Genomic DNA, 23,445 nt, shown 5'->3' with positions numbered 1-23,445 from the left:
TCTGGTGATGCGCCCTTGTACTTTGTCACAATCCTGAGAGGGATCGCTATCAGTTTACCGCGTCTTTCAGCGCTTTACCTGCGCGGAAACCCGGAACTTTAGCGGCAGCGATGGTGATCTCTTTGCCAGTTTGCGGGTTGCGACCAGTACGGGCAGCACGCTCTTTAACCGCAAAAGTACCAAAACCTACCAGCGCAACTTCGTCCCCGGCTTGCAGAGATTCAGTAACAGAAGCAATTAAAGCATCTAACGCACGTCCAGCCGCAGCTTTAGAGATATCAGCCCCTGCAGCAATTTTGTCTATCAGTTGAGATTTATTCACTCTTCTCTTCCTCTCTTTATAATTTATATCGCACCTTAATCCATCGAAGTGCGACCGCGCAGCAGTTATATCAGGCCTGTCATGCCCTTACAACACCCGTTGTTGATGATACAGCAAACCAGCCATCTAAATTAGCTATACAAAAAAAGGCTGGCAAGCCCGAAATGCGCTGCCAGCCTTGTTTTTATTGACGCTCTTTGCGCGAGGTCACTATTTTGCGCTTACGACCTGCATGCCTGACGGCTCGTTTTGCAGCGCCAGGGTCAGCACTTCCTCAATGCGTTTCACCGGGTGAATGTCGAGATCGGCAATCACGTTCTCCGGGATCTCTTCGAGGTCACGCTTGTTCTCGTACGGGATCAGCACGGTTTTGATACCACCGCGGTGCGCTGCCAGCAGCTTCTCTTTCAGGCCGCCAATCGGCAGAACCTGACCGCGCAGGGTGATCTCACCGGTCATCGCCACGTCGGCGCGAACCGGGTTGCCGGTCAGACAGGAGACCAGCGCCGTACACATGGCAATACCGGCGCTCGGGCCATCTTTCGGCGTCGCCCCTTCCGGAACGTGAACGTGGATATCGCGTTTTTCGTAGAAGTCGCCGTTAATGCCCAGCTTCTCTGCACGCGCGCGCACCACGGTCAATGCCGCCTGGATGGACTCCTGCATCACTTCACCCAGCGAGCCGGTGTAGGTCAGCTTGCCTTTACCCGGCACGCAGGCGGTTTCGATGGTCAGCAGATCGCCGCCCACTTCCGTCCACGCCAGACCGGTCACCTGACCCACGCGGTTTTCATCATCTGCACGACCGTAGTCGAAGCGCTGAACGCCCAGGTACTCGTTGAGGTTGTCCCCGTTGATGGTGATCTGCTTCAGCGACGGATCGAGCAGCAGCTGTTTCACTGCCTTCCGGCACAGCTTGGAGATTTCACGCTCCAGGCTACGGACACCTGCTTCACGGGTGTAGTAACGAATAATGCCAACGATGGCGCTATCGTCAACCGTGATCTCGCCCTTTTTCAGGGCGTTACGCTCAATCTGCTTCGGCAGCAGATGGCGCTTGGCGATGTTCAGTTTCTCATCTTCGGTGTAGCCCGACAGACGGATCACTTCCATACGGTCCAGCAGCGGCGCAGGGATGTTCATCGAGTTTGACGTCGCAACAAACATCACGTCGCTGAGATCGTAGTCAACCTCAAGGTAGTGATCGCTGAAGGCCACGTTCTGCTCGGGATCCAGCACTTCCAGCAGCGCCGAAGCCGGGTCGCCACGCATGTCCGACGACATCTTGTCGATCTCATCCAGCAGGAAGAGCGGGTTTTTCACCCCAACCTTCGCCATCTTCTGGATCAGTTTGCCCGGCATAGAGCCGATATAGGTCCGGCGGTGACCACGGATCTCCGCTTCGTCACGCACGCCGCCCAGCGCCATGCGGATGTATTTACGTCCGGTGGCTTTGGCAATGGACTGACCCAGAGAGGTTTTACCCACCCCCGGCGGCCCTACCAGGCAGAGGATCGGCCCCTTCAGTTTGTTAACCCGGCTTTGAACCGCAAGGTACTCAAGGATGCGATCTTTAACGCGTTCCAGACCGTAGTGATCGGTATCCAGAATCTCCTGCGCCTGACGCAGATCTTTCTTGACCTTGCTGCGGGCATTCCACGGCACCTGGATCATCCACTCGATGTAGCCACGCACCACGGTTGCTTCTGCCGACATCGGAGACATCATTTTCAGCTTCTGCAGCTCGGCTTCCGCTTTCTCTTTTGCCTCTTTCGGCATCTTCGCCGCGTCGATCTTACGCTTCAGCGCTTCGTTTTCGTCCGGTGCATCGTCCATCTCGCCCAGCTCTTTCTGGATGGCTTTCATCTGCTCATTCAGATAGTACTCGCGCTGGGATTTCTCCATCTGTTTCTTAACGCGGTTACGGATGCGCTTCTCAACCTGCAACAGGTCGATCTCCGACTCCATCATCGCCATCAGATATTCCAGACGTTCATTGACGTCGGACATCTCCAGCACGGACTGCTTATCCGCCAGCTTCAGCGGCATATGGGCGGCGATGGTGTCGGCCAGACGTGCCGGATCGTCGATGCTATTGAGCGACGTCAGCACTTCCGGTGGAATTTTTTTGTTGAGCTTGATGTAGCCTTCAAACTGGCCAATCGCGGTGCGAACCAGCACCTCCTGCTCACGCTCGTCAAGGGCGGGCGATTCCAGGTATTCGGCTTTCGCGGAGAAGTACTCACCGTCATCTGACAGGGCGCTGATGCGCGCACGCTGCAGGCCTTCGACCAGTACTTTTACCGTACCGTCCGGCAGCTTCAGCATCTGCAGAATAGAGGCCACGGTCCCGACGGTGAACAGATCGTTAACACCCGGCTCATCCGTGGACGCCTCTTTCTGCGCCACCAGCATGATTTTTTTATCCTGGTCCATGGCCGCTTCGAGACAACGAATCGATTTTTCCCGCCCTACGAATAAGGGGATGACCATGTGCGGATAAACCACCACATCGCGCAACGGCAATACGGGGATTTCAATGCGTTCAGAACGCTCAGAAGTCATAGAGCTCTCTCTTAAGTTTAATGTCCGCCTGGTAACCCGGCCGCAGGTCTTTGCATCATGCGACCGTTAACATGTAAATCAGTATATGGGGATGTTTCCCTTACATTCAACGTCGGGAGTACGGAAAAATAAAAGGGGAGATAAAATCCCCCCTTTTTGATTAACCGCTTGTATGGATAGGTTAATTATTCGCCAGAAGCCTGCTGCGCTTCCGGTTTACCATAAATCAGCAGAGGTTTGGTTTGACCGGCGATAACCGCTTCGTCAATCACCACTTTTTCCACATCTTCCATTGAAGGCAGATCGTACATGGTATCCAGCAGGGCCGCTTCTACGATAGAACGCAGGCCACGCGCACCGGTTTTACGGGCGTTTGCTTTCTTAGCAATGGCGTCCAGCGCTTCGTCGCGGAACTCGAGATCGACACCTTCCAGATTAAACAGCGCCTGGTACTGCTTGGTCAGGGCGTTTTTCGGCTCTTTCAGGATCTGGATCAGCGCTTCTTCGCTCAGCTCGTTGAGCGTTGCCACCACTGGCAAACGACCGATAAACTCAGGGATCAGACCAAATTTGATCAGATCTTCTGGTTCCACCTGGGCCAGCAGCTCGCCCTCTTTCGCCTTCTCGGACTTGCCTTTCACCGTTGCGCCAAAACCGATACCGGAGCCGGTTTCCACACGATGGGAGATGACCTTATCCAGGCCAGCAAAGGCCCCGCCGCAGATAAAGAGGATTTTTGAGGTATCAACCTGCAAAAACTCCTGCTGCGGATGCTTACGTCCGCCCTGCGGCGGTACGGCAGCCACGGTCCCTTCGATCAGCTTCAGCAGCGCCTGCTGAACGCCTTCACCAGAAACGTCTCGGGTGATCGACGGGTTATCGGACTTACGGGAAATCTTATCGATTTCATCGATGTAGACAATGCCGCGCTGCGCTTTCTGTACGTCGTAATCACACTTCTGCAGCAGTTTCTGGATGATGTTTTCCACATCCTCGCCCACGTAACCCGCTTCGGTCAGCGTGGTCGCATCTGCCATAGTAAACGGCACATCAAGCAGGCGCGCCAGCGTTTCTGCCAGCAGCGTTTTACCCGAGCCGGTAGGCCCGATCAGCAGGATGTTACTTTTACCCAGCTCAACGCCGTTGCTGCTATCGCCGTTACGCAGACGTTTGTAGTGGTTGTATACCGCGACGGCCAGCACTTTTTTGGCCTGCTCCTGACCGATAACATAGTCGTCCAGGTGATGGCGAATTTCATGCGGCGTCGGCAGCGCACTGCGCTCACGATGCGGCGCAACTTCTTTAATCTCTTCGCGAATGATGTCGTTACACAGATCGACACACTCGTCGCAGATATACACGGACGGCCCGGCAATCAGCTTACGCACTTCATGCTGGCTTTTGCCGCAAAAAGAGCAGTACAACAGTTTGCCCGAACCATCTTTGCGTTTATCTGTCATGAGTCAAAACCTCTTTTCTGTTTTTTGTGCCGCACACGACGACGCAAATGCCACTCCAGGCGCAAGACGCTATACAGCGTCGTGCCGCTCTCAATGATTATAGCGGTACTCGTCCGGCCTGGGCATTAATTACGATGGGTCAAGATTGAGTCAACCAGCCCGTACTCTACCGCTTCAGCGGCGGAGAGGAAGCGGTCACGCTCGGTATCGCGTTCAATCTGCTCTAATGATTGACCCGTGTGGTGTGCCATAAGTTCATTCATGCGCCCCTTCACTTTCAAAATTTCACGCGCATGGATCTCGATATCCGTTGCCTGGCCCTGATAGCCACCCAGCGGCTGGTGGATCATGACGCGTGAGTTTGGCAGACAGAAGCGCTTGCCTTTAGCCCCTGCGGTCAGCAGGAATGCGCCCATTGACGCCGCCTGACCCATACAGATGGTGCTAACGTCAGGCTTGATAAACTGCATGGTGTCATAGATTGACATCCCGGCGGTAATCACCCCGCCTGGGGAATTAATATACAGGTAAATATCTTTTTCCGGGTTTTCTGCTTCCAGAAACAGCATCTGCGCCACAATCAGGTTTGCCATATGGTCTTCGACCTGGCCAGTCATGAAAATGACGCGCTCTTTAAGAAGACGAGAGTAGATATCGAATGAGCGCTCACCGCGTGAAGTCTGCTCAATAACCATTGGCACCAGCGCCATATGGGGTGCAAAGTTATCTCGTTCGCCGCTGTATGACATGTCCGTCTCCTGGATAAAAATGAATAAACCTGCTGTCCCGATTCTACTTGACTCTGACTGGTCTGACTACGACCACCTTGGACGGATCTGCAGCAAGCGTTAATCTTGATAGTCTCCCTGTTATGGGGATGGCATCATCTTAATTCAAGCATAACAATCTTTTGGCTTAACGCTAACACTGAAACGTGCTTTTAGCACTCTTCCGATAGTCGGTGAATGTTAAAAAAAAACCCGCCACCAGCAGGTGACGGGCTTTCGTTTCCGCGTAAAGGCGGGAAACGTGACTTACGCTTGCTGGTTCATCAGCTCGTTGAAGGAAGTGGCTTTTTCAGACACTTTCGCTTTCGCCAGAACGGCTTCAACAGCCTGCTCTTCCAGCGCAACGTTGCGCATGTTGTCCATCAGCTCTTTGTTCTTGCTGTAGAACTCAACCACTTCTTTCGGATCTTCGTAAGCGGACGCCATCTCTTCGATCAGCTCGTTCACACGGGCTTCGTCAGCTTTCAGCTCGTGGGTACGGATCACTTCGCCCAGCAGCAGACCGACAACAACGCGGCGTTTCGCCTGCTCTTCGAACAGCTCACGCGGCAGCTCAAGAGCCTGTTTCTCGTTGCCACCGAAGCGCTGAGCAGCCTGGCGGCGCAGCACGTCGATTTCGCTGTCGATCAGGGCAGCCGGCACGTCGATTTCGTTCGCTTTTACCAGACCGTCGATGGCCTGCGTTTTAACACGGTTACGTACCGCGCCTTTCAGCTCGCGATCCATGTTCTTACGCACTTCAGCGCGCAGGCCGTCGATGGAGCCATCTTCAACGCCGAAACGTTTAATGAACTCTTCGGTCAGCTCTGGCAGCTCGCGCTCTTCAACTTTTTTCAGGTTGATGACGAACTTAGCCGCTTTCCCTTTCAGGTTTTCAGCGTGGTAATCTTCCGGGAAGGTCACGTCGATGGTGAACTCTTCGCCTGCTTTGTGACCTTTGATACCGTCTTCGAAGCCCGGGATCATGCGGCCCTGGCCCATCGCCAGCACGAAGTCAGTGGCTTTACCGCCTTCGAACTCTTCGCCGTCAACGGAACCGGTGAAGTCTACGGTCACGCGATCTTCTGCATCAGCCGCGCCGTCTTTGTCTTTCCAGGTTGCCTGCTGCTTACGCAGGGTGTCCAGCATGCCGTCAACGTCAGCATCGGTCACTTCAACGATCGGTTTTTCAACTTCGATGCTTTCCAGACCGGTGAGCTCAACCTGCGGATAAACTTCAAACTCTACGGAGTAGGTGAAGTCTTCACCCATTTTGTACTCGCCCGGTACGTAGGTCGGTGCGCCGGCCGGATTGATTTTTTCCTGAATGATCGCATCAATGAAGTTGCGGCTCATCAGCTCACCCAGCACGTCCTGGCGTACGGATGCGCCATAACGCTGAGCAACAACGGTCATCGGTACTTTGCCTTTACGGAAGCCGTCAATGCGTACTTTTTTCGCAACGTTGACCAGCTCGCTTTTTACAGCGGTCTCGATGCTGTCAGCAGCGATAGTGATCGTTACACGGCGGCCAAGGCCCTGAGTGGTCTCAACTGAAACTTGCATCTTGTTACCTCAAAAAATCAGAGTGCTCGGTCAACTCTATCCGCAGACCACGTCAGGTGGCTGCGTAGAACCGGGATGCTCTCTTGAATCAGATACACATTCCCTGTCACCAGAATCATCCCGAAGGCGTTCAAAAAATAGGACGCAGCATTATAGCGGCATCACTTTTGTGAGTCGAGAACGGTTATTGCACGCTGTTGCGGCCTTTTTCACAATTCACGGCTAATTTTTGTCTGAGTTTTGGCCTTATCGAACAAAACTCAGACAAAATAAAACGGCCCGCAGGCCGTTTTCACATATTCTGTACGCAACATACTGGAAAAGTTCGCGCTGTTGCAAACCTCATTTATTACGCACTCAGTTATTACGCAATCGTACCCGCACCTCGACAGGGCGGTGACGCGAAGAGGGTATCCTGTAAACCTTCCCACTCTTTGAGGGTGTAGGTATGCAGGGCCAGCGCGTGTACCGTCGTGGCAAGCTCGGAGGTTAACGTACTGTAAATCATTCGATGGCGGTTAAGAAAACGTTCGCCTGCAAAGCGATCGCTTACCAGCACCACCTTGAAATGGCTTTCAGAACCGGCCGGAACATTGTGACGGTAGCTTTCATCAACAACTTCGAGGAACGCGGGTTCAAACGTTGCCCTTAATTTTGATTCTATTTGTTCGCGTATCATCATGAAAAGACTCCTCAGACAGCGTTCAGATGTAACCCATCCCTTTAAATATTAGCCGCTTTTACCGCTTCCATAACAAGAAAACAACAAATATTTAGCGTTCGTCTCGTTTTATCATTCAAAGGCATGAACCCACCGGAGAAATTCTCATTCAGGTCGCTTTTATGGGCGGTTAAACAGGATTTGTGAGCACAAAATGCACAAGGCGATGAATTTACATGCATTGCCGGGTTGCCCCGGCCGTTGGCAATGTTATGATGACGCGAATTACCCCTTTATAAGCTTAAGATTCACAGAGATCTCTTATATGTTAAAAAAAGTGCTTTTCCCGCTGGTCGCTCTGTTTATGCTGGCTGGCTGTGCTACGCCTCCTACTACTATTGACGTCTCACCCAAAATTACCCTGCCGCAGCAGGATCCGAGCCTGATGGGCGTGACCGTGAGCATCAACGGTGCCGATCAGCGTCAGGATCAGGCGCTGGCAAAAGTGACCCGCGACAACCAGCTGGTGACCCTGACCGCCTCCCGCGATCTGCGCTTCCTGCTGCAGGAAGTGCTGGAGAAACAGATGACCGCTCGTGGCTACATGATTGGCCCGAACGGCGCAGTGAATCTGCAGATTATCGTGAGCCAGCTCTACGCTGACGTCTCCCAGGGCAACGTGCGCTACAACATCGCCACCAAAGCCGATATCGCCATCATCGCTACTGCCCCGAACGGCAACAAGATGACCAAAAACTACCGTGCGAACTACTCGGTTGAAGGTGCACTGCAGGCGTCGAATAAAAACATCGCCGACAGCGTGAACAGCGTGCTGACCGATACCATCGCTGACATGTCCCAGGACACCAGCATCCACGATTTTATCAAGCAGAACGCGCGTTAATTCTGCCCGCTGACCCGGTTCGCGCCGGGTCAGCCCGCCTCCTATGTCCAGCCGCTATCTACGTATCTTTCAGCAACCTAAGTCAGCCATCCTGCTGATCCTGGGTTTTGCCTCAGGCCTCCCCCTTGCCCTGACCTCCGGCACGCTTCAGGCATGGATGACCGTCGAAAACATTGACCTGAAGACCATCGGCTTCTTTTCGCTGGTGGGCCAGGCCTACGTGTTTAAGTTTTTATGGTCGCCGGTGATGGACCGCTATACGCCGCCGTTCTTTGGCCGTCGTCGCGGCTGGCTGCTGACGACCCAGATCCTGCTGCTGATCGCTATTGCAGGGATGGGCTTCCTTGAGCCCACCTCACAGCTGCGCTGGATGGCCGGGCTGGCCGTCATCATCGCTTTCTGCTCCGCCTCGCAGGATATTGTGTTCGATGCCTGGAAGACGGATGTGCTGCCTGCCGAAGAGCGCGGCACCGGGGCCGCCATCAGCGTGCTGGGCTACCGCCTCGGCATGTTGGTTTCCGGTGGGCTGGCGCTGTGGCTGGCGGACCGCTGGCTGGGCTGGCAGGGAATGTACTGGCTGATGGCGGCGCTGATGCTGCCCTGTATTATTGCTACCCTCTTTGCTCCCGAGCCAGACGATGCCGTGCCGGTACCGAAATCACTGGAGCAGGCCGTGGTCGCGCCGCTGCGTGACTTCTTCGGGCGCAACAACGCCTGGCTGATCCTGCTGCTTATCGTCCTTTATAAGCTGGGCGACGCTTTTGCCATGAGCCTGACCACCACCTTTCTGATCCGCGGCGTGGGCTTTGACGCCGGTGACGTCGGCGTGGTGAATAAGACGCTCGGGCTGATTGCGACCATCCTCGGAGCGCTCTACGGCGGCGTGCTGATGCAGCGCCTGACGCTGTTCCGCGCCCTGTTGATCTTTGGCATCCTGCAGGGGGCCTCCAACGCGGGCTACTGGCTGCTGTCGGTCACGGATAAGCATCTCTACAGTATGGCGGCGGCGGTATTCTTTGAGAACCTGTGCGGTGGAATGGGTACGGCCGCGTTTGTTGCCCTGCTGATGACCCTGTGCAATAAGTCGTTTTCTGCCACCCAGTTCGCCCTGCTCTCTGCCCTCTCTGCTATCGGACGCGTCTACGTTGGTCCTATTGCCGGCTGGTTTGTCGAGAGCTGGGGCTGGTCGACGTTTTATCTCTTCTCGGTGATCGCCGCCGTGCCGGGGCTGCTCCTGCTGCTGGTGTGTAAAGAGACGCTGGCCTATACCCAGCGCACCGACGGTTTTCTTCCCCGCAGCCGCTACGCCGGGGCCTACCAGCTGGCGCTCCGCTCGCTGGCCGTGGGCTGTGTGCTGCTGGCGGCCTGGCTGGGCGTCATCACCCTTAACGCCCTCGGTCTCACCTCATGGGATTTCGCCGGGCTGTTGTTAGAGATGGGCGCGCTGCTGGCCGTAGGCGGCATTCTCTACGGTGGGCTACTGGACTACCTCTCCCTGCGCAAAACCGCGCAGGAAAAATAACCCGTTAGTTACTGCAGGTAATAATCGCGCAAAATAATTAAAAGATTTAATTTCAGGATATATTTGTTTAATTCTGGCTTCATCTCTCTTTTTGTTTAATTATTTTGTGCGGTATACATTTACGACTACGCTTTAATGATTCAGCATGGTTATCAAATTAAGCTTCGCGCAATGTTTGATAATTGCTGAATTAATGTTAACTAAATGTTCACAAAATGGATTGGTTATACCATTTCGCCTGGTCTATAAGTATTAGGCCCGGTTTTGGTTATAACCTTGGGGCCGAACGCGGCGATTGCGAGATTTTACAGATTGTTGCCTTCTGTGTGACATACGCGGCAGAACCCAGTAACACCCTACTGACAGCGCGCCACACATGTTTACAGTAATGTAACCTTCCCGTAAAATGCCCGCACACTTTAAGCGCCACCAGACCCCCGTGGAATTGAGGTCGTTAAATGAGACTCAGGAAATACAATAAAATTTTGGGAATGTTGTCATTAATCACAGGCGCGGCGTTACTGAGCGGCTGTGATTCTGCACTTCTCGATCCCAAAGGACAGATTGGACTGGAACAACGTTCATTGATACTGACGGCTCTTGGGCTGATGTTGATTGTCGTGATCCCCGCCATCGTGATGGCTATCGGTTTTGCCTGGAAGTACCGGGCGTCGAACAAGGAAGCCAAATACAGCCCCAACTGGTCGCACTCGAACAAAGTTGAAGCTGTGGTTTGGACGATTCCCATCCTTATCATCATTTTCCTTGCGGTACTGACATGGAAAACCACGCATGCGCTCGAACCCAGCCGTCCGCTGGCGCACGATGCGAAGCCGGTAACCATCGAAGTCATTGCAATGGACTGGAAGTGGTTCTTTATTTACCCGGAGCAGGGCATCGCAACGGTCAATGAGATTGCGTTCCCGGCGAATACGCCTGTGGAATTCAAAATCACATCGAACTCGGTGATGAACTCCTTCTTCATTCCGCGACTGGGTAGCCAGATCTACGCGATGGCCGGGATGCAGACCAAACTGCACCTGATCGCCAACGAAGCCGGCACCTACGATGGTATTTCTGCTAACTACAGTGGTGCTGGTTTCTCCGGCATGAAGTTCAAAGCCATCGCAACACCGGATGCCGCGACCTTCAACCAGTGGGTAGCGCAAGCGAAGCAGTCGCCGAAAGTCATGAATGACATGGACGCGTACAACAAGCTGGCAGCACCTAGCGAATACAATAAAGTCGAATACTTCTCCAGTGTTAAACCTGACCTGTTTGTTAATGTGATTAACAAATTTATGGGACCTGGGAAGAGCATGGACGTGACTCAGGCTGAAGGCGAACAGAACTCGCACGAAGGCATGGAAGGCATGAACATGAATCACGCGGAAACCTCTCACTAAGGGGCCGAGGAATAATACGATGTTCGGAAAACTTACACTGGATGCAGTGCCGTACCATGAACCGATTATCATGGTTACGGTGGCAGCAATTCTCGTCGGGGGACTGGCGTTAGTTGCAGCACTCACTTATTTCGGTAAGTGGTCATATCTGTGGAACGAGTGGCTCACCTCCGTGGACCACAAACGCCTGGGGATTATGTACATCCTCGTCGCTATCGTGATGTTAGTGCGTGGCTTTGCCGACGCCATCATGATGCGTACCCAGCAGCTGCTCGTCTCGTCGGGCGAAGCCGGGTTCCTGCCACCGCACCACTACGATCAGATCTTTACCGCCCACGGCGTTATCATGATCTTCTTCGTGGCGATGCCGTTCGTGGTAGGCCTGATGAACCTGGTCGTGCCGCTGCAAATCGGCGCCCGTGACGTTGCCTTCCCATTCCTGAACAACCTGAGCTTCTGGTTCACCGTTGTCGGCGTGGTGCTGGTTAACATCTCGCTGGGCGTGGGCGAATTTGCTCAGACCGGCTGGGTAGCTTATCCACCGCTCTCGGGCATTGAGTACAGTCCCGGCGTAGGCGTTGACTACTGGATCTGGAGTCTCCAGCTCTCTGGTATTGGTACAACCCTGACCGGTATTAACTTCTTTGTGACCATTCTGCGCATGCGTGCCCCTGGCATGACCATGTTCAAAATGCCGGTATTTACCTGGGCGTCACTCTGTACTAACGTGCTGATTATCGTCTCGTTCCCAATCCTGACGGTAACCATCGCGCTGCTGACGCTTGACCGTTATCTGGGCACCCATTTCTTTACCAACGATATGGGCGGCAACATGATGATGTACATCAACCTGATTTGGGCCTGGGGCCATCCGGAAGTGTACATTCTCGTTCTGCCAGTGTTCGGCGTCTACTCAGAAGTTGTGGCTACGTTCTCTAAGAAGCGTCTGTTTGGCTACACCTCCCTGGTATGGGCAACCATCGCGATTACCGTTCTGTCGTTTATCGTATGGCTGCACCACTTCTTTACCATGGGCAGCGGCGCGAACGTTAACGCCTTCTTTGGTATCACCACGATGATTATCGCCATCCCGACCGGGGTGAAGATCTTCAACTGGCTGTTTACCATGTACCAGGGTCGTATTCAGTTCCACTCCGCTATGCTGTGGAGCATCGGCTTCATCATCACCTTCTCTATCGGTGGGATGACAGGCGTGCTGCTGGCCGTACCGGGTGCGGACTTCGTACTGCATAACAGCCTGTTCCTGATTGCACACTTCCATAACGTTATTATCGGTGGTGTGGTATTCGGTTGCTTCGCTGGCCTGACCTACTGGTGGCCGAAAGCCTTTGGTTACACCATGAACGAGACCTGGGGCATCCGCGCCTTCTGGTTCTGGATCATCGGCTTCTTCGTAACCTTTATGCCGCTGTACGCCATGGGCTTCATGGGTATGACGCGTCGCGTAAGCCAGAACATCGACCCGATGTTCCAGCCGCTGATGATTGTGGCTGAGATCGGTGCGCTGCTGATTGCTATCGGTATCTTCTGCATCATCATGCAGATCTACACCTCCGTGCGCGATCGTGACCTGAACCGCGACCTGACGGGTGACCCGTGGGGTGGCCGTACGCTGGAGTGGGCAACCTCTTCACCGCCGCCGTTCTATAACTTTGCCGTTGTGCCGCACATTCACGAACGTGATGCATTCTGGGAAATGAAAGACAAAGGCGAAGCGTACATCCAGCCGACGCACTATGAAGAGATTCATATGCCGAAAAACAGCGGCGCGGGTGTCATTATCGCAGCGTTCAGCCTCGTCTTTGGCTTTGCCATGATCTGGCATATCTGGTGGATGGCGATCCTCGGCTTTGCCGGCATGATCGTGAGCTGGATTGTGAAAAGCTTTGATGAGGACGTGGATTACTACGTACCGGTTGCCACCGTTGAAACACTGGAAAACCAGCACTTCGACGAAATTAGCAAGGCAGGACTGAAAAATGTCAACTGAGACTCTAACTCACGCTAACGCTCATGCCCACGAGCATGAGCACCACGATGCAGGGTCGAACAAAGTGTTCGGCTTCTGGATCTACCTGATGAGCGACTGCATTCTCTTTGCATGTCTGTTTGCTACCTATGCCGTTCTGGTGAACGGCACTGCAGGTGGCCCGAGCGGGAAGGATATTTTCGAACTGCCGTTTGTGCTGGTTGAAACTGCCCTGCTGCTGTTCAGCTCCATCACCTACGGCATGGCGATTATCGCCATGAACAACGGTCGTCAAAGCCAGGTGATCTCCTGGCTGGCGCTGACCTTCCTGTTCGGTGCGGGCTTTATCGGGATGGAGCTGTATGAGTTCCATCACCTGATTGCTGAGGGCTTCGGTCCGGATCGCAGCGGCTTCCTGTCAGGCTTCTTTGCGCTGGTAGGGACCCACGGTCTGCACGTGACCTCAGGTCTGGTATGGATGGCGATCCTGATGTTCCAGGTTACCCGTCGCGGGCTGACCAGCACTAACCGCACCCGTCTGATGTGCCTGAGCATGTTCTGGCACTTCCTGGACGTGGTCTGGATCTGTGTATTCTCTGTAGTTTACCTGATGGGGGCGATGTAATGAGTCATTCTACCGATCATAGCGGCGCCTCTCACGGCAGCGTAAAAACCTACATGACAGGATTTATCCTGTCGATCATCCTGACGGCTATTCCGTTCTGGATGGTAATGACCGGCTCCGCCTCGCACGCCACCCTTCTGGGTGTGGTGCTGGTGACGGCGGTGGTACAGATTCTGGTTCACCTGGTGTGCTTCCTGCACATGAACACCTCTTCTGAAGAGCGTTGGAACCTGGTGGCCTTTGTCTTTACCGTGCTGATCATCGCCATTCTGGTGGTAGGCTCAATCTGGATTATGTGGAACCTGAATTACAACATGATGGTTCACTAAGAGCGGCGAGTATGATGTTTAAGCAATACCTGCAAGTAACGAAACCAGGCATCATTTTCGGCAACCTGATCTCCGTGATCGGGGGGTTCCTGCTAGCCTCTAAGGGCAGCATCGACTATCCCCTCTTCGCCTATACGTTGATCGGGGTGTCGCTGGTGGTGGCATCGGGTTGTGTATTTAACAACTACATCGACCGTGACATTGACCGTAAAATGGAGCGTACGAAGAACCGGGTGCTGGTCAAAGGCCTGATTTCCCCGAAAATTTCGCTGGTGTACGCCACCTTGTTGGGTATTGCTGGCTTTATGCTGCTGTGGTTTGGTGCTAACCCGCTGGCCTGCTGGCTGGGGGTGATGGGGTTCGTGGTGTATGTCGGCGTCTACAGCCTGTATATGAAACGCCACTCCGTCTACGGCACGCTGATTGGCTCTCTCTCCGGCGCTGCGCCGCCGGTGATTGGCTACTGCGCGGTAACCGGTGATTTTGACAGCGGTGCGCTGATCCTGCTGGCTATCTTTAGCCTGTGGCAGATGCCGCACTCCTACGCCATCGCGATTTTCCGCTTTAAGGATTATCAGGCGGCGAACATCCCGGTACTGCCGGTGGTGAAAGGGATCTCGGTAGCGAAAAACCACATTACGCTCTATATCATCGCTTTTGCTGTAGCGACCCTGATGCTCTCGCTGGGCGGCTACGCTGGATACAAGTATCTGGCGGTGGCGGCTGCGGTGAGCGTCTGGTGGCTGGGGATGGCGCTGAAGGGTTATAAGGTCGAAGACGACAGAGTGTGGGCGCGTAAGCTGTTCGTGTTCTCTATCGTGGCGATCACCTCCCTCTCGGTGATGATGTCCGTGGACTTTATGGTTCCGGACTCACATAACCTGTTGACCTACGTCTGGTAATTTAAAAAAGATGTTACAAAAAGGGTGCTTCGGCGCCCTTTTTTATTTATTAAATCAATAACTCATTGATGTACTATATTCCACGCTTTGCGCATTACGGGATAACTCGCCCCGCCCTCCCCTGCACTATACTGTGTCCGGTTTTTTGATTGAGGTAGTAATGAACGACTATAAAATGACGCCGGGCGAGCTACGCGCCACCTGGGGTTTAGGGACAGTATTCTCGCTGCGTATGCTCGGCATGTTTATGGTCCTGCCCGTTCTGACCACCTATGGCATGGCGCTACAGGGGGCCAGCGAAGCGCTGATCGGCTTTGCCATTGGCATTTACGGCCTGGCTCAGGCGATATTCCAGATCCCTTTCGGTCTGCTGTCGGATCGCATCGGCCGTAAGCCGCTGATCGTCGGCGGGCTGGTGATTTTTGTCATTGGCAGCGTGATTGCCGCCCTCTCCGATTCGATCTGGGGCATTATTCTTGGCCGCGCTCTGCAGGGCTCCGGGGCCATTGCCGCTGCGGTTATGGCCCTGCTCTCAGACCTCACCCGCGAACAGAACCGCACCAAGGCGATGGCCTTTATCGGCGTTAGCTTTGGCATCACCTTCGCTATTGCCATGGTGCTTGGCCCTATTATTACCCACCGGCTCGGCCTGCACGCCCTATTCTGGATGATTGCTGGCCTGGCAACGGCAGGCATCATTCTGACGCTATGGGTGGTGCCGGACAGCAAAAATCACGTACTGAATCGTGAATCGGGAATGGTGAAAGGCTGCTTCAGTAAAGTGATTGCCCGCCCGCCGTTACTGAAGCTCAACTTCGGCATTATGTGTCTGCATATCCTGCTGATGTCGACCTTCGTTGCCCTGCCGGGGCAGATGGAGGCCGCCGGCTTCCCGGCATCGGAGCATTGGAAGATCTACCTGGTGACGATGCTTATCTCTTTCGTCAGCGTAGTGCCGTTTATTATCTACGCCGAAGTGAAGCGCCACATGAAGCGGGTCTTTATCTTCTGCGTGATCGTCCTGCTGATTGCCGAGATTGTGCTCTGGGGTGCGGGACCGCATTTCTGGGAGCTGGTGGCGGGCGTGCAGCTCTTCTTCCTGGCGTTCAACCTGATGGAAGCCCTTCTCCCTTCGCTGATCAGTAAAGAAGCCCCGGCGGGCTATAAAGGTACGGCGATGGGGATCTACTCTACCAGCCAGTTTATCGGCGTCGCCATCGGCGGCTCGCTGGGGGGCTGGGTTGACGGCTGGTTCGACTCCCAGACGGTCTTCCTGGCAGGGGCGCTGCTGGCCACCGTTTGGTTGCTGGTCGCCAGCACCATGCAGGAGCCGCCCTACGTCAGCAGCCTGCGCGTGGAGATCCCGGATGACGTGGCGATCACCGATACGCTTAAGCAGCAGTTAGAGAGCAAAGCGGGCGTCAGCGAGGTGCTGATCGTTCCTGAAGAGCGCAGTGCCTACGTGAAAATCGACAGTAAAGTGACGAATCGTTTTGAGGTTGAGCAGGCGCTCAGAGCCTAAAAAAATGCCCGGATAACCGGGCATTTTTATTAGTCGCGGAAGTTTTTGAACTGGAACGGCTGTCCCAGATCGCCGCCGCGCACCAGCGCCATTACCGACTGCAGATCGTCGCGGGATTTACCGGTGACGCGGATCTCTTCCCCCTGAATCTGCGCCTGGACCTTGATCTTGCTGTCCTTGATGAGCTTAACGATCTTCTTCTGCACCGCGCTCTCAATCCCCTGCTTCAGCTTGGCTTCAACGAACCAGGTTTTACCGCTGTGCACAAACTCTTCCGGAACATCGAGAGAGGTCCCCTCAATGCCGCGCTTCAGCAGCTTGGCGCGCAGGATATCCAGCAGCTGATTGACCTGAAAATCAGACTCGCTCAGTACCTTAATGGTCTTATTGGCATCGTTCAGCTCAAACGTTGCCTCAACGCCACGGAAATCGAAGCGTGATTCAACTTCACGGCTGGCATTGTCTACGCCGTTACGGACTTCCTGAAGGTCAACCTCAGAAACAATATCGAAAGATGGCATCTTTTCTTCTCCTTTCACTTTTGTTGCGATGCATAATACCCGCAACAGGACATAACGAGAAGCGTAGCCGACGGCGCTATACTTAACGCATTGCCACCTGGCGCTGTTGCAGGTGAGGAGGAACAATGAAAATAACCGTGCTTGGATGCGGAGCATTAGGGCAACTGTGGCTGGCCGCGCTCTGTAAGCGTGGTCATGAAGTACAGGGCTGGCTGCGGGTGCCTCAACCCTACTGCAGCGTCAACGTGATTGACGAAGATGGCGGCGTGTTCAACGAATCCCTGACCGCCAACGATCCTGATTTTCTGGCCCAGAGCGATCTGCTGCTGGTCACGCTCAAGGCGTGGCAGGTCTCCGATGCGGTAAAAAGCCTGGCCTCTATGTTGCCCACGACCACACCGGTGCTGCTGATCCACAACGGCATGGGTACGGTGGAGGAGTTAAAGGCAATCCCCCATCCGCTGCTGATGGGTATCACCACCCATGCCGCCCGCCGGGACGGCAACATCATTATTCACGTTGCCAGCGGTACGACCCATATCGGCCCCGCCCGGCAGCAGGACGGTGACTACAGCTATCTGGCGGACACCTTGCAGGAGGTGTTACCGGACGTGGCCTGGCATAACACTATCCGCCCGCAGCTGTGGCGCAAGCTGGCGGTCAACTGTGTGATCAACCCGCTGACGGCCCTGTGGAACTGTCCAAACGGCGAACTGCTGGCGCACCCGGAGCTGACCGAGGCTATCTGTAATGAGGTGGCGGCAGTAATGGAGCGCGAAGGCCATCATACTTCAGCCGATGATCTGCTGTATTACGTTAATCAGGTCATTGAAAATACGGCGAAAAACATTTCATCGATGCTGCAGGACGTTCGTGCCCAGCGCCGCACCGAAGCGGATTACATCACCGGCTATCTGCTCCGCCGCGCCCGCGCCCACGGCATTGCGGTACCGGAAAATACCCGCCTCTATGAACAGATTAAACGTAAGGAGAGTGAGTATGAGCGCATCAGCACTGATATGCCTCGCCCCTGGTAGCGAAGAGACCGAAGCGGTGACCACCATCGATCTGCTGGTACGCGGTGGGATTAAGGTCACTACCGCCAGCGTGGCCAGCGACGGCAATCTGGCGGTGACCTGCTCCCGAGGTGTCAAGCTGCTCGCCGATGCCCCGCTGGTGGAAGTCGCCGACGGTGACTATGACGTGATTGTTCTGCCCGGCGGCGTTAAGGGCGCGGAGTGCTTTCGTGACAGCCCCCTGCTGGTCGAGACGGTAAAACAGTTTCACCGCTCGGGTCGGATCGTGGCGGCTATCTGCGCGGCGGCAGGCATCGTGCTGGTTCCGCACAATATCTTCCCCATCGGCAATATGACCGGTTTTCCGGCGCTGAAGGATCGCATCCCCGAAGAACAGTGGCAGGATAAGCGCGTAGTGTGGGACCCACGGGTGAACCTGCTCACCAGCCAAGGGCCGGGAACGTCTATCGATTTTGCACTGAAGATTATCGACCTGCTGGTCGGGCGCGAGAAAGCGCATGAAGTAGCGTCACAGCTGGTGATCGCTGCGGGGATCTATAACCATTACGAAGCGTAAGCAATAAAAACGCCGGGTGGCGGCTACGCCTGACCCGGCCTACATTATGCACTTTGTAGGCCCGGCAAGCCTGCGCCGCCGGGCGTTTTCTTATGGGCGGTACACCTTGACGTTGGTGAAGCCCTGCTCGTGCAGATAGAGCGCCTGCAGGCGGCTCATCACCCCACGCTCGCACCACAGCAGCCAGGTTTTGCTCTGATCGAGATCGCCAAATTTGGTACTCAGCTTGTAGAACGGCAGCGTTACCACGTCGACGCCCTCTATCGTCAGCGGCTTGCTCTCCTGATCGTCCGGAGAGCGGATATCCAGCACCACGTCGTTCGGACCAAAACCGGTGACGGTCTCAACTTCAACCACTTCCTGCTCGGCTTGCTGAGCAATCTCGCGGATGTCGACGTTGGTTGCCTCTTCCACTACCCGATCGAGGATCGCAAAATCGAAGTTCTGCTCTTCGGCTTCGATCTTCGATTTCACCGCTTTTACCGTCGGGCTTTTAGAGATCACGCCGCAGTACTCTGGCATGGTACGGGAGAAGTCTTCCGTGCCGATCGCGCGAGCCACGTCGATAATGTGCTCTTTATCATGAGAGATCAGCGGGCGCAGGATCAGCGTATCAGAGACGTTGTCGATCAGACGCAGGTTAGTCAGGGTCTGGCTAGAGACCTGGCCCAGCGCTTCACCGGTGACCAGGGCCTGCACGCCGTAGCGCTCGGCGACCTTAGACGCTGCGCGCACCATCATGCGTTTCAGCACGACGCCCATCTGGCCGTCGTCTACTTTTTCCAGGATCTCACCGACCACCGGCTCAAAGTTGATCGCCACAAAGCGTACGCGGTGCGAGCTGCCGAAGCGGTTCCACAGATAGTGAGCCACCTGACGGACGCCAATCTCATGCGCTGCGCCGCCGAGGTTGAAGAAGCAGTAGTGTACGCGGCAGCCACGGCGCATCAGCATATAGCTGGAGACGCTGGAGTCAAAGCCACCGGAGATCAGCGACAGCACATCTTCCTGGGTACCGATAGGGAAACCACCGATACCTTCGGTACGGTTCGTTATCAGCAGCAGACGATCGTCTTCAATTTCCAGATGGACCGTGTAATCCGGGTGAGTCAATTTTACGCGAGCGCTCTCAATATGCTGATTCAGCCCGCCACCGACGTAGCGTTCTACCTCAATGGAGCTAAACTCATGCTTACCGCGACGTTTCACGCGCACGCAGAAGGTTTTCCCCTCTAGCTGCTCGCGATACTGGGCCAGCGCTTTCTCGAAAATGTCATGCAGGGAGGTATAAGGCACATCTTCTACCTCCAGAATATGGTGGATACCGGGAATACGGGTCAGGGCATCGCGAATGGCAGTACGCAAGGACTCGTCTTTGGTACGCACTTCCACGTGATCCCAGTGACGAACGACTTTAATCTCTTCGTCGTGGTACTTCAGAACGTTACGAATGTTCCCGGTTAAAATTTTAATAAAGCGCAAACGCACGGATTGGCTTTTGATGGTGATTTCCGGGAACAATTTAATGATAAACTTCATGGCGGCAAAGGTTCTTTGGCAAGTCGCATAGTGGACTTGTGGGGGATTAATACAGCAGCCCCTAACCGCGGCTGCTTCCAGGCGCGCAAGTATACCACCATCGGGGTCTACCTTGCACACCGCATGACCATTGCGCGTTATTTAATACGCGGCCCGACTTCGCTACCATAGCGCAGACGAATAAAACGAGAGTCAGACATCCTTATGGCAAAGAAAAACGACGCACCGGCCAGCTTTGAAACGGCGCTTACCGAGCTGGAACAGATAGTGACCCGTCTTGAGAGCGGCGATCTGCCCCTTGAAGAGGCCCTGAGCGAATTTGAACGCGGCGTGCAGCTGGCACGCCAGGGGCAGACCAAGTTACAGCAGGCGGAGCAGCGCGTGCAGATCCTGCTCTCAGAACAGGAAGAGGCCCCGCTCACCCCCTTCACCCCGGACGCCGAGTAATATGGATTTTAAAGCACACGCTTTTACTGAACAATTAGAGACCTGCGTCGATCAGGCCAATAGCGCGCTACGGCGCTTCATCGCCCCTCTGCCTTTTCAGAATACGCCTCTGGTTGAGGCCATGAACTATGGTGCACTATTAGGCGGCAAGCGCCTGCGGCCATTTTTGGTCTATGCCACAGGCAGCATGTTTGGCGTCAGCGTCAACACCCTGGATGCCCCCGCTGCTGCCGTGGAGTGCATTCACGCCTACTCCCTGATCCATGACGATCTGCCGGCCATGGACGATGACGATCTGCGCCGGGGCCAGCCGACCTGCCACATTAAATACGGTGAGGCGAGCGCCATTCTGGCAGGAGATGCCCTGCAAACGCTGGCGTTCTCTATCCTTGCCGATGCGCCAATGCCGGAGGTGAGCGATCGCGATCGGCTGGCAATGGTTGCCGAGCTGGCGCAGGCCAGCGGCGTGGCGGGCATGTGTGGCGGTCAGGCGTTGGATCTGGAAGCCGAAGGCAAACAGGTGCAGCTTGCCGAGCTGGAACGTATCCACCGCCATAAAACCGGGGCGCTGATCCGCGCGGCGGTGCGCATGGGTGCCCTGAGCGCCGGTGAACGGGGTCGTGACGTGCTGCCGATTCTGGATCAATACGCCGAGTGTATCGGTCTGGCCTTCCAGGTACAGGATGACATTCTGGATGTGGTGGGTGATACTGCAACTCTCGGCAAACGTCAGGGGGCCGATCAGCAGCTGGGTAAAAGCACCTATCCTGCCCTGCTGGGCCTTGAGCAAGCCCGGACGAAAGCCCGTGACCTGATTGACGACGCCCGCAGCGCGTTAGCGCAGCTGGCCGCCCACTCTCTGGACACCTCGACCCTTGAAGCGCTGGCCGACTTTATAATTCAGCGTGATAAATAAACAACAATGAGTCTCTGATGAGTTTTGATACTGCCAAATACCCGACCCTGGCGCTGGTGAATGCCACCCAGGATCTGCGCCTGCTGCCAAAAGAGAGCCTGCCGAAGCTGTGCGACGAGCTGCGCCGCTATCTTCTCGACAGCGTGAGCCGCTCCAGCGGTCACTTCGCCTCCGGGCTTGGCACGGTTGAGCTGACCGTGGCACTGCACTATGTCTACAACACGCCGTTCGATCAGCTTATCTGGGACGTCGGCCATCAGGCTTACCCACACAAAATTCTGACCGGTCGCCGGGATCGCATCGATACGATCCGCCAGAAAGGCGGCCTGCACCCCTTCCCGTGGCGCGGCGAGAGCGAGTATGACGTGCTGAGCGTCGGCCACTCCTCTACCTCTATCAGCGCCGGGATTGGCATCGCGGTAGCGGCAGAGAAAGAGGGTAAACAGCGCCGCACCGTCTGCGTAATTGGCGACGGGGCGATCACCGCCGGCATGGCCTTTGAGGCGATGAACCACGCCGGTGATATTCGCCCGGATATGCTGGTGATCCTCAACGACAACGAGATGTCGATCTCCGAGAACGTTGGCGCGCTCAACAACCATCTGGCGCAGCTGCTCTCGGGCAAGCTCTACTCTACCCTGCGCGAAGGTGGAAAGCGGGTCTTCTCCAATGTACCGCCGATCAAAGAGCTGCTGAAACGCACCGAAGAGCATATTAAAGGCATGGTTGTGCCTGGTACCCTGTTTGAAGAGCTGGGCTTTAACTATATCGGGCCGGTCGATGGCCATGACGTGCTGGGTCTGGTCACCACGCTGAAAAACATGCGTGACCTGAAGGGCCCGCAGTTCCTGCACATCATGACCAAAAAAGGACGCGGCTACGAGCCAGCCGAAAAGGATCCGATCACCTTCCATGCCGTACCGAAATTCGATCCAGCCAAGGGAACGCTGCCAAAAAGCAGCGGCGGCATGCCCTCCTACTCGAAAATTTTCGGCGACTGGCTATGCGAGACAGCGGCAAAAGATGACAAGCTGATGGCCGTTACGCCTGCGATGCGCGAAGGCTCCGGCATGGTGGAGTTCTCCCGCACCTATCCGCAGCAGTATTTTGACGTGGCGATTGCCGAGCAGCACGCGGTAACCTTTGCCGCCGGGCTGGCAATCGGCGGCTATAAGCCGGTGGTGGCGATCTACTCTACCTTCCTGCAGCGTGCCTACGATCAGGTGATCCATGACGTGGCGATCCAGAAGCTGCCGGTGCTGTTTGCTATCGACCGGGCGGGGATTGTCGGTGCTGACGGGCAGACGCACCAGGGCGCGTTTGATATCTCTTTCCTGCGCTGCGTGCCGGAAATGGTAATCATGACCCCAAGCGACGAGAACGAGTGTCGTCAGATGCTCTACACCGGCTACCACTACAGCGAAGGGCCGAGCGCCGTACGCTACCCACGCGGCAACGCCGTGGGCGTGACGCTTGAGCCGCTGGCCGCGTTGCCTATCGGTAAAGGGGTAGTGAAACGCCAGGGCGAAGAGATCGCGATCCTTAACTTCGGTACGCTGATGCCGGAAGCGGAAAAGGCCGCCGAGACGCTGAACGCCACGCTGGTGGATATGCGTTTTGTGAAGCCCCTTGACGAGGCGCTGATTCTGGAGCTGGCCGCAACCCACGCGTCGCTGGTCACTCTGGAAGAGAACGCCATCATCGGCGGTGCAGGTAGCGGCGTGAACGAAGTGCTGATGGCTAACCGTAAGCCGGTTCCGGTTCTCAACCTCGGCCTGCCGGACTACTTTATCCCGCAGGGTACCCAGGAAGAGGCGCGCATCGAGCTGGGCCTCGACGCCGCCGGTATCATCGCAAAAATTCAGACCTGGCTGGCCTGAGCCTCCGG

21 protein-coding genes are annotated in these 23,445 nt (G+C 55.3%); 13 read left to right on the top strand and 8 right to left on the bottom strand.

Going from position 1 to position 23,445, the window contains the following annotated elements:
• Nucleotides 1–49: 49 nt before the first annotated feature.
• The 6 genes from hupB to bolA all read right to left on the bottom strand — a co-directional run bounded on the left by hupB (nucleotide 50) and on the right by bolA (nucleotide 7,362).
• A complete protein-coding gene (gene hupB / locus NR795_RS00650) occupies nucleotides 50–322 on the bottom strand; it encodes a nucleoid-associated protein HU-beta (RefSeq protein ID WP_042391603.1) in 273 nt (90 codons plus the stop codon).
• Between the two features lie 210 nt (nucleotides 323–532).
• The gene (gene lon / locus NR795_RS00645) at nucleotides 533–2,887 is read right to left on the bottom strand and encodes an endopeptidase La (protein WP_144814404.1); all 2,355 of its coding nucleotides are present in this window, start codon (nucleotides 2,885–2,887) and stop codon (nucleotides 533–535) included.
• Nucleotides 2,888–3,072: 185 nt separating this feature from the next.
• Entirely contained in the window at nucleotides 3,073–4,347 is a 1,275-nt protein-coding gene (gene clpX / locus NR795_RS00640; RefSeq protein WP_042391601.1) for an ATP-dependent protease ATP-binding subunit ClpX, read from the bottom strand.
• Between the two features lie 125 nt (nucleotides 4,348–4,472).
• Nucleotides 4,473–5,096 (bottom strand): ATP-dependent Clp endopeptidase proteolytic subunit ClpP, encoded by a 624-nt coding sequence (gene clpP, locus NR795_RS00635; protein WP_042391600.1) that lies wholly within the window; start codon nucleotides 5,094–5,096, stop codon nucleotides 4,473–4,475.
• A 285-nt stretch (nucleotides 5,097–5,381) separates the two neighbouring features.
• Nucleotides 5,382–6,680, bottom strand: a complete 1,299-nt coding sequence (gene tig, locus NR795_RS00630) for a trigger factor (RefSeq protein ID WP_144814406.1) — start codon at nucleotides 6,678–6,680, stop codon at nucleotides 5,382–5,384.
• A 364-nt stretch (nucleotides 6,681–7,044) separates the two neighbouring features.
• Nucleotides 7,045–7,362 (bottom strand): transcriptional regulator BolA, encoded by a 318-nt coding sequence (gene bolA / locus NR795_RS00625; RefSeq protein WP_042391598.1) that lies wholly within the window; start codon nucleotides 7,360–7,362, stop codon nucleotides 7,045–7,047.
• A 304-nt stretch (nucleotides 7,363–7,666) separates the two neighbouring features.
• On the opposite strand from bolA, the gene NR795_RS00620 reads away from it, so the two are divergent.
• From NR795_RS00620 to NR795_RS00585, 8 genes are all read left to right on the top strand, one after another.
• On the top strand, nucleotides 7,667–8,245 hold the full coding sequence (locus tag NR795_RS00620) for a lipoprotein (protein ID WP_042391597.1): 579 nt from the start codon (nucleotides 7,667–7,669) through the stop codon (nucleotides 8,243–8,245).
• A gap of 43 nt (nucleotides 8,246–8,288) precedes the next feature.
• On the top strand, nucleotides 8,289–9,767 hold the full coding sequence (gene ampG, locus NR795_RS00615; protein ID WP_257756729.1) for a muropeptide MFS transporter AmpG: 1,479 nt from the start codon (nucleotides 8,289–8,291) through the stop codon (nucleotides 9,765–9,767).
• A 458-nt stretch (nucleotides 9,768–10,225) separates the two neighbouring features.
• Complete coding sequence (cyoA, locus tag NR795_RS00610; protein WP_144814413.1) at nucleotides 10,226–11,173, top strand: cytochrome o ubiquinol oxidase subunit II; 948 nt, start codon at nucleotides 10,226–10,228, stop codon at nucleotides 11,171–11,173.
• 19 nt (nucleotides 11,174–11,192) lie between these two features.
• The gene (gene cyoB / locus NR795_RS00605; protein WP_257756728.1) at nucleotides 11,193–13,184 is read left to right on the top strand and encodes a cytochrome o ubiquinol oxidase subunit I; all 1,992 of its coding nucleotides are present in this window, start codon (nucleotides 11,193–11,195) and stop codon (nucleotides 13,182–13,184) included.
• The gene (locus NR795_RS00600) at nucleotides 13,174–13,788 is read left to right on the top strand and encodes a cytochrome o ubiquinol oxidase subunit III (RefSeq protein WP_144814419.1); all 615 of its coding nucleotides are present in this window, start codon (nucleotides 13,174–13,176) and stop codon (nucleotides 13,786–13,788) included. The genes cyoB and NR795_RS00600 overlap by 11 nt, the downstream gene beginning before the upstream one ends.
• Complete coding sequence (locus NR795_RS00595) at nucleotides 13,788–14,117, top strand: cytochrome o ubiquinol oxidase subunit IV (RefSeq protein WP_144814423.1); 330 nt, start codon at nucleotides 13,788–13,790, stop codon at nucleotides 14,115–14,117. Before NR795_RS00600 ends, NR795_RS00595 begins: the two co-directional genes overlap by 1 nt.
• A gap of 11 nt (nucleotides 14,118–14,128) precedes the next feature.
• Nucleotides 14,129–15,019: a heme o synthase gene (gene cyoE / locus NR795_RS00590; protein ID WP_072015238.1), complete on the top strand. Its 891-nt coding sequence runs from the start codon at nucleotides 14,129–14,131 to the stop codon at nucleotides 15,017–15,019.
• Between the two features lie 160 nt (nucleotides 15,020–15,179).
• Nucleotides 15,180–16,541, top strand: a complete 1,362-nt coding sequence (locus tag NR795_RS00585; RefSeq protein ID WP_257756727.1) for an MFS transporter — start codon at nucleotides 15,180–15,182, stop codon at nucleotides 16,539–16,541.
• A gap of 29 nt (nucleotides 16,542–16,570) precedes the next feature.
• Here the strand turns inward: NR795_RS00585 and NR795_RS00580 are convergent, their stop codons facing one another.
• Nucleotides 16,571–17,062: a YajQ family cyclic di-GMP-binding protein gene (locus NR795_RS00580; protein WP_144814429.1), complete on the bottom strand. Its 492-nt coding sequence runs from the start codon at nucleotides 17,060–17,062 to the stop codon at nucleotides 16,571–16,573.
• Between the two features lie 125 nt (nucleotides 17,063–17,187).
• Here NR795_RS00580 and panE point away from each other — a divergent pair, with 125 nt between their 5' ends.
• Nucleotides 17,188–18,099 carry a 2-dehydropantoate 2-reductase gene (panE, locus tag NR795_RS00575; RefSeq protein ID WP_144814433.1) on the top strand — a complete coding sequence of 304 codons (912 nt, stop codon included), beginning with the start codon at nucleotides 17,188–17,190 and terminating at the stop codon, nucleotides 18,097–18,099.
• Complete coding sequence (gene yajL, locus NR795_RS00570; RefSeq protein ID WP_144814437.1) at nucleotides 18,062–18,655, top strand: protein deglycase YajL; 594 nt, start codon at nucleotides 18,062–18,064, stop codon at nucleotides 18,653–18,655. The genes panE and yajL overlap by 38 nt, the downstream gene beginning before the upstream one ends.
• Before the next feature lie 90 nt (nucleotides 18,656–18,745).
• Here yajL and thiI read toward each other — a convergent pair whose 3' ends face one another.
• Nucleotides 18,746–20,194: a tRNA uracil 4-sulfurtransferase ThiI gene (thiI, locus tag NR795_RS00565; protein WP_257756726.1), complete on the bottom strand. Its 1,449-nt coding sequence runs from the start codon at nucleotides 20,192–20,194 to the stop codon at nucleotides 18,746–18,748.
• Between the two features lie 204 nt (nucleotides 20,195–20,398).
• Here thiI and xseB point away from each other — a divergent pair, with 204 nt between their 5' ends.
• From xseB to dxs, 3 genes are read left to right on the top strand one after another with little or no spacing between them, the layout of a single operon-like run.
• Nucleotides 20,399–20,641, top strand: coding sequence for an exodeoxyribonuclease VII small subunit (gene xseB / locus NR795_RS00560; protein ID WP_042391585.1), 243 nt, complete (start codon nucleotides 20,399–20,401; stop codon nucleotides 20,639–20,641).
• A 1-nt stretch (nucleotide 20,642) separates the two neighbouring features.
• Nucleotides 20,643–21,557 (top strand): (2E,6E)-farnesyl diphosphate synthase, encoded by a 915-nt coding sequence (ispA, locus tag NR795_RS00555; protein ID WP_257756724.1) that lies wholly within the window; start codon nucleotides 20,643–20,645, stop codon nucleotides 21,555–21,557.
• A gap of 17 nt (nucleotides 21,558–21,574) precedes the next feature.
• Nucleotides 21,575–23,437, top strand: coding sequence for a 1-deoxy-D-xylulose-5-phosphate synthase (dxs, locus tag NR795_RS00550; RefSeq protein ID WP_144814450.1), 1,863 nt, complete (start codon nucleotides 21,575–21,577; stop codon nucleotides 23,435–23,437).
• Nucleotides 23,438–23,445: the final 8 nt, after the last annotated feature.

Source organism: Pseudescherichia sp. L3 (genome assembly GCF_024656065.1).
In the GTDB taxonomy this organism is placed as follows: domain Bacteria; phylum Pseudomonadota; class Gammaproteobacteria; order Enterobacterales; family Enterobacteriaceae; genus Pseudescherichia.
Note: the sequence above shows the minus strand (reverse complement) of the source record. Positions and strands in the feature narration are given on the sequence as shown.

Excerpts from the sequence above, each read along its gene's own strand:
- dxs (WP_144814450.1), top strand. The coding sequence starts at position 21,575 with ATGAGTTTTGATACTGCCAAATACCCGACCCTGGCGCTGGTGAATGCC.
- thiI (WP_257756726.1), bottom strand. The coding sequence starts at position 20,194 with ATGAAGTTTATCATTAAATTGTTCCCGGAAATCACCATCAAAAGCCAA.
- NR795_RS00620 (WP_042391597.1), top strand. The coding sequence starts at position 7,667 with ATGTTAAAAAAAGTGCTTTTCCCGCTGGTCGCTCTGTTTATGCTGGCT.
- NR795_RS00600 (WP_144814419.1), top strand. The coding sequence starts at position 13,174 with ATGTCAACTGAGACTCTAACTCACGCTAACGCTCATGCCCACGAGCAT.
- cyoA (WP_144814413.1), top strand. The coding sequence starts at position 10,226 with ATGAGACTCAGGAAATACAATAAAATTTTGGGAATGTTGTCATTAATC.
- bolA (WP_042391598.1), bottom strand. The coding sequence starts at position 7,362 with ATGATGATACGCGAACAAATAGAATCAAAATTAAGGGCAACGTTTGAA.
- yajL (WP_144814437.1), top strand. The coding sequence starts at position 18,062 with ATGAGCGCATCAGCACTGATATGCCTCGCCCCTGGTAGCGAAGAGACC.
- tig (WP_144814406.1), bottom strand. The coding sequence starts at position 6,680 with ATGCAAGTTTCAGTTGAGACCACTCAGGGCCTTGGCCGCCGTGTAACG.
- ispA (WP_257756724.1), top strand. The coding sequence starts at position 20,643 with ATGGATTTTAAAGCACACGCTTTTACTGAACAATTAGAGACCTGCGTC.
- clpP (WP_042391600.1), bottom strand. The coding sequence starts at position 5,096 with ATGTCATACAGCGGCGAACGAGATAACTTTGCACCCCATATGGCGCTG.
- clpX (WP_042391601.1), bottom strand. The coding sequence starts at position 4,347 with ATGACAGATAAACGCAAAGATGGTTCGGGCAAACTGTTGTACTGCTCT.
- cyoE (WP_072015238.1), top strand. The coding sequence starts at position 14,129 with ATGATGTTTAAGCAATACCTGCAAGTAACGAAACCAGGCATCATTTTC.
- panE (WP_144814433.1), top strand. The coding sequence starts at position 17,188 with ATGAAAATAACCGTGCTTGGATGCGGAGCATTAGGGCAACTGTGGCTG.
- xseB (WP_042391585.1), top strand. The coding sequence starts at position 20,399 with ATGGCAAAGAAAAACGACGCACCGGCCAGCTTTGAAACGGCGCTTACC.
- NR795_RS00585 (WP_257756727.1), top strand. The coding sequence starts at position 15,180 with ATGAACGACTATAAAATGACGCCGGGCGAGCTACGCGCCACCTGGGGT.
- cyoB (WP_257756728.1), top strand. The coding sequence starts at position 11,193 with ATGTTCGGAAAACTTACACTGGATGCAGTGCCGTACCATGAACCGATT.
- lon (WP_144814404.1), bottom strand. The coding sequence starts at position 2,887 with ATGACTTCTGAGCGTTCTGAACGCATTGAAATCCCCGTATTGCCGTTG.
- NR795_RS00580 (WP_144814429.1), bottom strand. The coding sequence starts at position 17,062 with ATGCCATCTTTCGATATTGTTTCTGAGGTTGACCTTCAGGAAGTCCGT.
- NR795_RS00595 (WP_144814423.1), top strand. The coding sequence starts at position 13,788 with ATGAGTCATTCTACCGATCATAGCGGCGCCTCTCACGGCAGCGTAAAA.
- ampG (WP_257756729.1), top strand. The coding sequence starts at position 8,289 with ATGTCCAGCCGCTATCTACGTATCTTTCAGCAACCTAAGTCAGCCATC.